Below are 11,591 nucleotides of genomic sequence, written 5' to 3'. Positions count from 1 at the left end.
TCGTCAGCTCGTGTCGTGAGATGTTGGGTTAAGTCCCGCAACGAGCGCAACCCCTGCCGCTAGTTGCCAGCAGGCCCTTTGTGGTGCTGGGCACTCTAGCGGGACTGCCCGGGTTAACCGGGAGGAAGGTGGGGATGACGTCAAGTCAGCATGGCCTTTATGCCCAGGGCTGCACACGTGCTACAATGGCAGGTACAGAGCGAAGCGAACCCGCAAGGGGGAGCAAATCGCAGAAAGCCTGCCCCAGTTCGGATCGGGGTCTGCAACTCGACCCCGTGAAGGTGGAATCGCTAGTAATCGCGCATCAGCCACGGCGCGGTGAATACGTTCCCGGGCCTTGTACACACCGCCTGTCAAGCCATGGGAGCCGGCAACACCTGAAGACGGTGAGCCAAGCCCCTTCGGGGGACAGCCACTGTCTAAGGTGGGGCTGGTGACTGGGGCTAAGTCATAACAAGGTAGCCCTACGGGAACGTGGGGCTGGATCACCTCCTTTCTATGGAGTAATAAAGCAACCGTCTCCCTATTCCCTTGTCGGAGAACCCCTGAACGATTATTTTTTCATCCCTAAAAAAACTACCTAATGCTAAGCTGAAACCAGAGCGGTCGGTGGTCCGCTATAAAATAGCGTATGTATTGGAAAAACATTTTTTGTTTCCTCCTATTATTGTCGTCCCATAGGTCAGTAAGAATCGCGTTGTCGAAGTCGAAGACGCCCATCTTGCCGGTAAAGTCTTCCTCCGTTTTTGAGGGAAAGAACGCGAGCTCATCGTAATGTTTATCTCCTGCAAGATTTGTCCCCACATAACCGGTTTCGTGTTTCGGGAGTTTTAAACCGTGGCTCATTAGCTCGTTATATATAGGGTCTTCCGGCTGAAGTCTTGCCATGTTGAAGTCGCCAACAAGAATTATATCGTTATTCGGCGGATATGGCTTGTCCACCCGTTGTTTAGCCCATTTGCTGAGAGCCTTGGCCTCGAGTTCTCTCATAAAAGAGTTAGCCCAATAAAGGTGAACATTAACGAGTGTGAACTCAAGTTTCCCCGCAGTGAAAGTTGCCATGTAGGGATTCCTGTTGAACCCCTCGAAAGTCGCCTCTTCGCTGACATCCTCGATCTGGATAGTTATTCTTCTTCGCTCGTATCCTCTCATCGCGAGCTCAGCCACAAGACCTTTTTGAGCAACTTTTTCTTCCTCGAATACGAATGCAAGCCTTTCCTGGTTTCCCGCGGGGTCGGTGTATATGGCGTTCCATCCGCTGCCGAGAAAATCCAGTAACTTCTCGAAGTCAGAAAGGTTGTCGGCGACCTCCTGAATAGCTGTAAGGTCGAAAAATCTTATTATTTCCGCCATCAGTCTTATGTGGTCGTCATCGCGCTTTTGCACACCGAAATTTGTAAGGTTCCATGTTGCCACGAGGAGTTTATCGCTGCTCTTTTCAGGAATCTTCCTCAGTTGCTTATGTTTTATCAGGTTTTCTACCTCTTTTTCGAGGCTGAATTTATAGTTGAACTCGGGCTTGGGATGGGGCATCATTTTATTCCCTCCTTTGTTAATTTATCTTGATTTTCAATAATCCCACCCAAAGAAAAGGTCAAATCGCGGTTTCTTTGATATCGTTTTAAAATCAGTTTTGTAAGCCACATCGAGCCTTAAAACGAGGTATCCGGACAGATTAAGTCGCAATCCGCCTCCTATAGCCCCGACTACCTTTGGTTCTTCTTCCCACGCGTCGCCGGCGTCAAAAAACAGCGCGCCATTAATCCCTGGTATGTCTATATCGACGATTGGGGTCGCGATAAAGATTCGCTCAAAAACGGGGAATCTAAGCTCGGAATTAAACAGGATAAGGTTTCTTCCGTAGAACTGAAATAGCTGATAGCCTCTTAAATCGAGGCTTCCGCCGAGGAAAAAGCGGAGAGGTTCTTTTCCACCGCTTGTCCTTGCGATAACACGGCCGGCGAGGCAGGAGTATTTACTCAGCCTGAGATAGCGTCGAAAGTCGAGCGAGACTATGTACCTGTATATTTTGCCCGATGCGCCCACTCCGGAACCGATGGTAATGTTTGTCCGCATGCCATCTATGGGACCTGTGGTCCACCACAGGGAATTGTCCCTTATGAAAGATGCTGCACAATCGAAAATTATGTCGTCCCGCGAGGATTTGAAAGTCGTCCGCTTCGAGTGATAAATCATAGCACCAAGCTCAAGTCTCGTAAACCTTGAGATGCTGTAATTAGCCGTTCCTATGACGCCTATCATTCGTTCGCTGTAGGAACCCTCATAGCGGTCGTAGGTGTGAAGATTAAGATGGTAAGCACCAAAACCGAATCGCCAGTGTTTGAGGTTTGAATTGTATATCGCAGCAACATTGGTTTCTTTGAGAACTTCACTCCACTCGCGGGCATTGTTGGCAAGAAAAAGGTAGAGATTTCTGTCACCCACGATGTCGGTAAGGCTTAGCTCAAGTCCTGCAGCGGTCTGTCTTGTGGTTAACATTCCTATTTCACCTTGAGCAAAGTTTAGCTTGAGTTTGTGCGCTGATTTCGGCTTCGAGGCGAGGCTTTCCGCTGGTTGTGCGAATGTTAGTGGCGGATACCAGCTTGAAACCACCGGCTCTTTTCGGTAAACGCCGAGCGAGGTTAGCGAATCCAAAGGTAAACTCATAATCGGACATTCTCCTTTTGTGCAAACGCAAACAAGAAGTGTGTCTTCACCTGCGAAGCTTATGGAAACTGGCCTTGCGGCAAGTCGATGAGCCATGTATAAAGTGTCGGTTGATAAGTTGTATATGTAAATGTTCGGGAATGTGTCATCATCCGCTATGAAAGCAATTTTCTCCCGTGACGGAGATATAGCTGGCGAAAATGGGTTGTTTATTGGGGCGTTGCTGCAAAGCCTATAAATCGTATCATTGTCCATCATGAAGAGCCATTTCCGCTGGTTTTTCCCCCGGTCGGAAACGAAGACTGTTGTGTCTCCTGCTGATACTGGGTCATCGTCAAAGTATGGGTCATCAGTTATTTTAACGAGCTTCCCTGTTTTTGAATTCAGTTTGAAAATATCGCGGAATCCCGAAATTCTGGTTCCAGAAAAGATTATCGAACCATCATCCGTGAAGGAGGGAGAATTTATTTGCACGATGTCTTTCAGCTCAAAGGCTTTTTCTTTTGAGTTCGAGATATTTTTGATGAAAAGTTTTTCTTTGCCCCTTGATTTGGCCGAGAAAACCAACAAACTACCTTTCAGAGCTATCCTATTTTTGAAAAATCGCGTCGCCTCGCTGCTTTCCGTTAGTTCAATTTTGCGGATAAGTTTTGCTTTGCGTTTCTTTACCATGTATATACCGCTGTATCCAAGCCTGTTGCCCTTTGCTATGACTGTTGCGGAATCGAGTCTTACTGCCGATGCAAAGTATCCGTCGCGGGTCAAAACCTTGCCAGCAAACTTTATCGGTGTTAGCGAGCCTGCATATTGTCCAAAGCGCCTAAGAAGCCATTGTCGCCAAAGCTGCCCTGCATCCTCAATCGTGACCCCGAAAAGAAAGGGAAACATATCATCTATATACGCACCTGTCCACATTTTCTCAAGAATAAGCACATCCGAGTGAAGACCATATCGTTCCCGCAGAAATCTCAGGAAGCTTTCGGCTAACTTATACATCTTAAATGTGCCATAAATTTTGTAGAAATCGGCGGGCAGGAGGAGGTCCTCGTTTATTAACGCTTCGATTATTTCGCTTCGTTCGTCAATGCCCTCTTTCTGGGATAAAACTTCCGCCTGTCCCTCCGCGAACCACAGTTCTGGCATATTTATGAAAAATCTCTCGTGCGCATCGTGAACGAACTGGTTTAGCTCGAGTTGCCATATGTGAACGAGCTCATGGGCAAGAATGTGGATAAACTCCCTCGCGTCGCCATCAAAGGGGACAACTACCCTTTCGAGAATGTACTCGGTAAACCCACCTATTTGTTCGGGTATGATGAACGGCACGATATGGGTTTCAGCAAAAAGTGTTGGTGAGCTATAAATTACTATCGGTATCCTATCCGAGGGATGAAACTCAAAGTGGCGAGCGTAGCAATCGTAAACGCTTTCCGCCACATGAGCAGCGAATCTCGCTATGCTGTCCTCCTCAGGATAATAGTATATGTCGAAATGTGCGCTTTGAAGGACCCGCCAGTCATACTTTATCGGCTGAATCTTGTTCTTGCCAAAGTAGTATTGACCGAATGAGAAGGATACGAGCGTAAAAATAATAAGTGTTTTAAATCCTCTTGGCATATTAAACTCTAATTTGAAAATAATTGTTCGACAGGGTTTTTCAAGTTTTGATGGGGCCTAAATTTTGTTTTCACATGGTTTTCCAGAGCTTTTCGGGGAATTTTTGCTCGTATTTAAGAAGTCTTTCGTAAATTATCTGGATTCGTTTTTCCACACCTTTTGAGGGGTTAATAGGATTCCATCTTTTCGGTGATGGCAACACAGCTGCAAGTGCACACGCCTGCTTTCTTGTAAGCCTGCTTGCAGGGATTCCGAAATAGTGCATGCTTGCGGCTTGCGCTCCGTAGATGTGCGGACCCCATTCGACGAGGTTAAGGTAAAGTTCGAGGATACGCCGTTTCGAAAGTTTTCGCTCAAGGATTTTGGCTATTAATATTTCCTTAACTTTCCTCAAAGGAGTTTTACGCGGCGATAGGAACAATAATCTCGCGAGTTGCATCGTTATGGTCGAGCCACCGCGATAGAAACCCTTCCTCGTTATGTCCTGACGGATTACTATTTTTAGTTCTGCCCAATCTATGCCGTGGTGCCAGAAAAAAGCTATATCCTCGGATATGATTACCGCTCTTATAAGATGGGGCGATATGCTATCTATAGGTACGGGATAGCATTCATAATCGAGGGTGTCCCCATTGTATCGCATTATAGATGTTATGCGCGGAATACTATTGTTGAGCGAATCAATCGTTTTTGCTGCTTTGTAGACGGGAACGAATATGATTAAAAAAATCAATGCGAGAGTTACCGAAATTATAATCAGGATGTATTTAACGAAAGGCGGCATTTTAATAATATTATTGATTCTTGGCAGGAGGTAGTATATATCCCGTTTTTTTGGATGGTTTGATTGTTAAAATAAGCTTTTGGGCAAACTATTACTTTTCAATTATGAGTTTCCTCTCCTTTAGAATCTTTATCAGCTGCCTTCGTCCTGCGCTTCTTATTTCCGCCTTCGTTAGCGGGAATCCTTCTATCCGCCTTGCTAAATAGCGTAACTGGTTATAGTCGAGCGATTCGACGCCTTCGTTTTCAAGTTTATCGAGTATCTCGCCGAGTTTAGGGTCATTCGGGTCGTATTTAACGCTCATTTCCCCCGTTTTTTTGGCTTCGGTCTTTTTCCAGCGGTGGAATTCCAGTGCAGGCTTTTGTGTTCCAGGTGGTATTATAGGTGTTATCATCGGCTCAACCCCGTTGTCTGGGTTCGGTATTACATGTGCCGCTATTAACTCGCCAACTCGCTGCGCAGCCATCGCACCTGCCTCAACTGCTGCCTTAACCGCACCCACTGTGCCCCTTATTTTTATAATGGTAAGTCCACCGCCCGTGCGCTCGTAGTCAACAGCTACCACATCTGCTGCTTTAACGGCTGCGTCTGTTGCCTCTATCAAGCCGACCAGCCCCTTAGTCTCAATCATTCCCAGAGCTCTTCTTATGTCAAACATATTTGCCCCCTAATATTAGTATTACTCTAATTAGCAAAAAAATTGCATCAGCGCAACAAAAGTTTTTATACGACAACATGTCCTCTACTTCTGCGAACTCTCGTAGTCCCAGTAGGTTAATATCGGATTTCTGTTAGCACTGACTTCATCCAGCCTTCTTACAGGAGTATTGTGCGGTGCTTCTTTCAGTATTTGCGGGTTCTCCTCAGCTTCGCGACGAATCTTAATCATGGCATCGGCAAATGCCTCGAGCATCTCTTTGGGCTCTGATTCCGTTGGCTCGATCATAAGTGCCTCGTGGACTATGAGCGGGAAGTATATGGTGGGCGCATGGAATCCAAGGTCCAGAAGGCGTTTTGCCACATCGAGCGTTTTCACTCCGTATTTCCTTAAAAACTCTCCCGATAAAACGAACTCGTGCATGGGAGTTTCTTTATAAGGAAGTTCGTAGTAATCTCTTAACAGGGCGAGAAGGTAGTTCGAATTCAGGACGGCATCCTCAGCGGTTCTCCTTAGTCCGTCTTTTCCCATCGTGAGGATGTATGCGAAAGCCTTGACCATGACTCCAAACGAGCCCCAGAACGCCTGAAGTTTACCCATGGAGTCCGGTATGTCCCAATCAAGTGTGTAAGTGCCGTCGTTTAGTTTTTTAACCGTCGGCTTGGGCAGGTAGGGCGCAAGGTGCTCAGCTACAGAAACAGGACCTGAACCGGGTCCGCCGCCACCGTGAGGCGTTGAGAAAGTTTTGTGCAAGTTGAAATGAAGTGCATCGACGCCGAATTCTCCCGGACGAGCTATGCCCAGAAGCGCATTCATATTGGCACCGTCCATGTAGAGCTGCGCCCCGACGGAGTGCAACATTTCCGCAACCTTTCTTATGTCCCGCTCGAAGATGCCTAAGGTATTGGGGTTGGTTACCATCAAAGCAGCAAGGTCCTCGTTTAGGTAGGGTTCTAAAGCTTTAAGGTCAATTCTGCCATCTGGTCCCGACTTTATTTCCACCGGTTGCCAGCCAGAAAAAACTATTGAAGCGGGGTTGGTTCCGTGGGATGAATCGGGTATTACCACTATTTTTCGCGGGTTTCCCTGGGATTCGTGGTAACGCCGTATTATCGATAGCCCTGCAAATTCCCCCTGTGCACCAGCTGCTGGCTGAAGAGTTATCGCGGAGTGTCCACCAATTTCACAAAGCATTTCTCCGAGTCGAAACATTAACTCCAGTGCGCCCTGCGCAAATTCGTATGGTACCCCTGGATGGAGGTTTGCGAATCCTGGTAGCCGTGCCAAGCGCTCGTTAAGCTTTGGATTGTATTTCATAGTGCACGAACCGAGTGGATAAAATCCCTTGTCGACATGATGGTTCATTACGGAGATTCTAACGAAATGGCGCACTACCTCAGGCTCAGAAACCTGTGGAAGTCTGTTCGGGGTGGTTCTTATCATCCCACCGGGAATGTGGTCCTCAACAGGGTATTCAGGTACATCTCGTTCTGGAAGACTTATACCCTTTTTGCCCTCTTTGCTGATTTCCCAAAGGAGTTTCTCCGACATTTTCGCGCTCCTTACGGTTTTTTTGAGTAAGATTTATTTTTTCTTTTCAGTAACCTCGAGATATTTGTTGTATTCCTTGTCGTTAAGAATTATTTCCACGGCTTTTCTTATGGCTGGGTCACTTTTTAGCGTTATTTGCTTGTATCTTTCCTTAAGTCCGAATAGCTTTGAGACCAGTTCTCGCTTTATTGCTCGCTTGATGTAGTTGAGGCTTCGCGCGAATTCGTGCTCTTTCTCTGCCTCGAGACGAACTTTTAGCGCCTCAAGCTGTTTCATCGTCTCCTCCGAAAGGCTATCTTGGACTGCTATCGAATCAAGCTGTTCGAGAACGAGCTGCGAGCGCGTTTTGTAGGTGAAGTTCTTTTCCTTGAGGAATTTCTTGAACTCCTCTATCATCTCATCCGTTACCTCGAAATCAGGTGATTTTATCGCATTCTTGTGGGTCGCAACATAGTGGACGGCAAAGTCGAAAAACAGCCCTTTACGCTCGAGTTCCGCCTCAAGGCGTGTTAGCAAGGGTGGTTCGAATTTAATGTCAGGTGTTATACCGCCACCGCCGTAAACAACTCGTCCCTTGGCTGTGTAAAAAATCGGCTTTTCCCTTTCCTTTTTCGCCTTGCTGGTATCTGATGTGTCCGGAGGTTGCCTTTCGTATATCCAACTCCATGGGTCCAGAGTGTCGGGATTGTAAAGAGCAGTATCGGGGATTATAGCGCAGTTTCGCCGAAGAAGGTAGTCCTCTTTCTGGATGCACCTTCCGCTGGGTATGTAGTATTTTGCAGTAGTTATTTTTAGTGCTGTTCCACCGTCGAGTGGTCTTATGCTTTGAACGAGTCCTTTGCCGAATGTGTTCGTGCCCATTATAAGCCCTCTATCGTGGTCCTGTATAGCACCTGCCACTATCTCCGATGCGGATGCGCTACCACGGTCGACGAGAACAATAAGTTTACCTTCCTTATAGACCCCATCGTGGTCCGTGTAATACTGACGGTTCTGGAAGAATGAGCGTCCCTTTGTATAAACCACGAGCGCATCTTTGGGAAGGAACTGATTGGCTACCGCAACAGCCTGGCTTAAAAGTCCTCCCGGGTTGTATCGCAGATCGAGTATTATTCCTTTAGCTCCCTGGCTTATAAGGTCCTCGAGGGCATTTTTAACTGCATGTCCGGCTTCGGCGGAGAAGCTTGAAAGCCTTATATATCCGACTCCCTCCTCTGTCATCCCATAAAACGGCACAGGCTTTATCTCGATTATATCTCTCGTTATAGTTACATCGAATGGTTCTGGTTCTCCTTCGCGTTGAATCGTTATTGTTACTTTAGTTCCGGGTTCACCGCGAAGCTTTTTCACCGCTTGCTCAACTGTTATTCCCCATGTGGATTTGCCTTCTATTTTTATTATTCTATCGCCCGCCTGAAGTCCTGCACGGTAAGCTGGTGTGCCTTCTATAGGAGCTATTATCGTAAGCCAGCCATTTCTTATGCCTATTTGTATCCCCAATCCACCGAATTTGCCGCGTGTATCGACTTGAAGTTCCTTGTATTGTGTTGGTGTGAAAAATACCGTATGCGGGTCAAGTGTCGAGGTCATGCCGTCTATCGCACCTTTTATGAGTTTCCTGTAGTCGATGGGGTCGACATAGTCCGTGTAGATAACCTTTGCCACCTTGCCAAGGAGCGTTATTTGTTTGTAAATGTTATTGGCAGCTCCCTGGAAGGCAAAAACTACGGCTATTGCCCCGAATATCGTGAGCAATATTAAAAGATAGATTAATCGCTTTTTCATCTTCAACGCCTCCAATATTTATTCCTCCAACTTTAAAAGTATAATTCTGTTTGCCTTTTTGTGTAGGTTTTTTACCAGTTCCTTGAATTTTATGTATTCTTCGGGCTTTATTACTTTCTTATTAAGGGTGAACGCAATGTTGTAAACAGCAGAATAATCACCGTATTGTCCGGAAACTACATATGTTCCGAAAGGCGTTTTTATGTTCTGCATGGGCGGCGCGTAAACGACCTCATAATCAGCAGGGAATTTTATCACATTCTGGAGCATTATTTTTCGCGAATAATCGACGAAAAGCGGGAGTTTCCTTTCCTCGAGAGATATGTTGGGAATATCAACTAACTCGAAAGGCAGTTCAGGAAACCATATTATAGCCATATTACCCTGTCTTATCATGTACTGCTCCGCGTATATGGTGAATTGAACCGATGCCATACCCTCATTTGTGTTTATGTTCTCGAAAATGGTATCGCCATCGAATTTTGCACCGGGAATAACCTTTGATGCTGCCTCCTGCAGTGTCTGTTTTATCTGCGACTTTTTCTTGTACCTGAAAAATTTTCTCAGTTTTTCACCTGGTATGCCGCTGGCAGTAACTCCAACGCTCCCTTCGGCTCTGCCGTCGAGGTCAACACCTATGTCGAAAGAGTAAACAGCCATGTTGCTTTCAGGGATGTCCGCTGGAAGCTTGGTAAGTTTCTTCGTTCCAAGGTCTACCAGTAACGCATAACCGCCCGCAGCGGGTCCCAAAAAGTTTAGCGGCGCATATTGTGACGACGGGTCGAGGTAGTAGGTCTTTCCGTTAAGCACCGCCGACACGACCACCTTATTGAATTGGTAAGCTGTCGGAATATTGAAGATTTTCGCGCCGTAGGATGATATCAGCATTGGCTTGGCGGGTATTTTCGCTGCTTTTAGAAGCGCGATAAGCAACACAGAAAGGTCTTTCGAATCACCTCTGCCATTTCTAAGAACTTCAGCTGCGCTGTGAGGAACAAAACCGTGGTATTCGAACTTGGTGTTTATCTGTGTAAATCTATCCTGGACGAACCTGAGCAATGCAGATAAAACTTCTTCGCCTTTTTTGCCTTTAATGAGCGAATCAGCTATTGCTTTTATTGTATCGTTTAAAACTATTTTAGGTGAAATGTGCGTATATATGAATTTTGCTTCATCCGCCCAGCTCTTTGAGGCTGAGTAGAAAATAGTTGGGAAAACTTCTCTTAGTGGCGGCGTCCCCGGTTCGTAGTTGACGCCTCCATAATTTTTTATAATCCATCGAAGCATGCCCGGTTTTTTTGTCGGTTTTGGCGCGCTGGTTGCCGAAAGAAAACTTATTTTCTTGCCTTTCGGGTAGTCGACCTCATAGAATGTTTTTCTTGAGGGTTCGGTTCTAACAAGAACTTCCATGGCACCGAATGGTATCGGTGCGTCTTTGTCAGTTTTTATTTTGGCATGTATCTCTACAACGGAGCTTTCGCTCACCGCGGGAAGCGACAGAACCTTGGCTAAAAGATTGCCATATATCGATGCATCGGAATATTCGGGTGGGGTTATGTCGTTAATCGAGGCGGGTTCTATAGGCATAGCTTTGTCGCCGTTTATAGTTCTCGCGCGGAGAAGTTCGACTTTTTGGAAGTCGGCGTTATAATAGATTTTGTAGTTGGCAAGTCGTCTCTTGCCCATATATGTGTAAATTTTGGCAAGAAAATAGATCTCTTTCTCAAAAGAGCCGTCTTCGTTAAGCACTACTTTTGTGCTGTCTGTTATTATGTAATATGAAGCGTGTGGGAAACTGTCCCTTGGTGGAACCGAGCGTATAAGCCTAAGTAGGTCTGGTTCTACCGTGGTATCTGCTGATAGGTCAACGGCAAAAGACGCGCCTAAAAAAACGATTGAAAGTATTATCCACGCAAGTTTTCTCATTGTTTCCTCCTATATATGAATTTTTCAGTTGTTTTCATTTTAATCAGCGGTGTTTTCTTCGGCTTTTGGTGCTTTTCTTCTCAATGTTTAGTATTAACATTCCTTTGCCTGCTGTCTGATATTTGTTGAATGCATCGCGGAATTCCTGATAATCTTCAACGGGGACATCGATGTCTTTCAAAGCTGTGTAGCTTGAGTATTTAACTCTTTTTCCTTCCACTTTGTAATCCGCCTTGAATGTGAAATATTTATTGTCTATTCTTGCCTGTTCGGGCTGACTGGCTATTTTGTAGACCTTGGGAAGCTCTATTTCTTCGTCTGTTTTTACGCTATATGTTGCTGTAAGCCTCAAAGGAAACTTTCGCTGCTGAAGCGATATGGCTTTCTTAACGCCGTCTGCCAGTAAATCGAAAACCTGCTGCACCATCGGGGCTTGGAGAAGGAGATAATCGCCCGCCACCGTTGCATACTCTGGAATTTCGTATTCTACAACCATCATCGCAGGGGTCGAAAGATCAGTTACAGGCTCAGGGGTTATTTTAAACGAAAGAAGGTTCGCATTGGGGTCTATTTTTTGAAGGAGCTGATTTATGAACCTTTCGC

At 46.0% G+C, this 11,591-nt stretch carries 8 protein-coding genes and 1 rRNA gene; 1 reads left to right on the top strand and 8 read right to left on the bottom strand.

Annotated elements, in window-relative coordinates; genetic code table 11:
* Positions 1-496: ribosomal RNA gene (locus J7J62_09175) — 16S ribosomal RNA — on the top strand; the annotation flags it as partial.
* Between the two features lie 80 nt (positions 497-576).
* Here the strand turns inward: J7J62_09175 and J7J62_09170 are convergent.
* The 8 genes from J7J62_09170 to J7J62_09135 all read right to left on the bottom strand — a co-directional run.
* A complete protein-coding gene (locus tag J7J62_09170) occupies positions 577-1,536 on the bottom strand; it encodes an endonuclease/exonuclease/phosphatase family protein (protein MCD6125324.1) in 960 nt (319 codons plus the stop codon).
* Positions 1,537-1,569: 33 nt separating this feature from the next.
* Positions 1,570-4,284, bottom strand: a complete 2,715-nt coding sequence (locus tag J7J62_09165) for a BamA/TamA family outer membrane protein (protein MCD6125323.1) — start codon at positions 4,282-4,284, stop codon at positions 1,570-1,572.
* 70 nt (positions 4,285-4,354) lie between these two features.
* On the bottom strand, positions 4,355-5,068 hold the full coding sequence (mtgA, locus tag J7J62_09160) for a monofunctional biosynthetic peptidoglycan transglycosylase (GenBank protein ID MCD6125322.1): 714 nt from the start codon (positions 5,066-5,068) through the stop codon (positions 4,355-4,357).
* Between the two features lie 91 nt (positions 5,069-5,159).
* Positions 5,160-5,726, bottom strand: a complete 567-nt coding sequence (locus J7J62_09155) for a BMC domain-containing protein (GenBank protein ID MCD6125321.1) — start codon at positions 5,724-5,726, stop codon at positions 5,160-5,162.
* An 84-nt stretch (positions 5,727-5,810) separates the two neighbouring features.
* Positions 5,811-7,277, bottom strand: a complete 1,467-nt coding sequence (gene gcvPB / locus J7J62_09150) for an aminomethyl-transferring glycine dehydrogenase subunit GcvPB (protein MCD6125320.1) — start codon at positions 7,275-7,277, stop codon at positions 5,811-5,813.
* Between the two features lie 33 nt (positions 7,278-7,310).
* On the bottom strand, positions 7,311-9,062 hold the full coding sequence (locus tag J7J62_09145) for a S41 family peptidase (GenBank protein MCD6125319.1): 1,752 nt from the start codon (positions 9,060-9,062) through the stop codon (positions 7,311-7,313).
* Between the two features lie 18 nt (positions 9,063-9,080).
* Entirely contained in the window at positions 9,081-10,988 is a 1,908-nt protein-coding gene (locus J7J62_09140) for a DUF3857 domain-containing transglutaminase family protein (protein MCD6125318.1), read from the bottom strand.
* 43 nt (positions 10,989-11,031) lie between these two features.
* On the bottom strand, positions 11,032-11,591 hold a 560-nt coding region (locus J7J62_09135), incomplete at its 5' end, for a hypothetical protein (protein MCD6125317.1).

It is taken from the genome of bacterium (assembly GCA_021159335.1).
Classification (GTDB): Bacteria; UBP14; UBA6098; order B30-G16; family B30-G16; genus JAGGRZ01.
The sequence above is the reverse complement of the archived record's forward strand: the minus strand, read 5'-3'. Positions and strand labels throughout refer to the sequence as shown.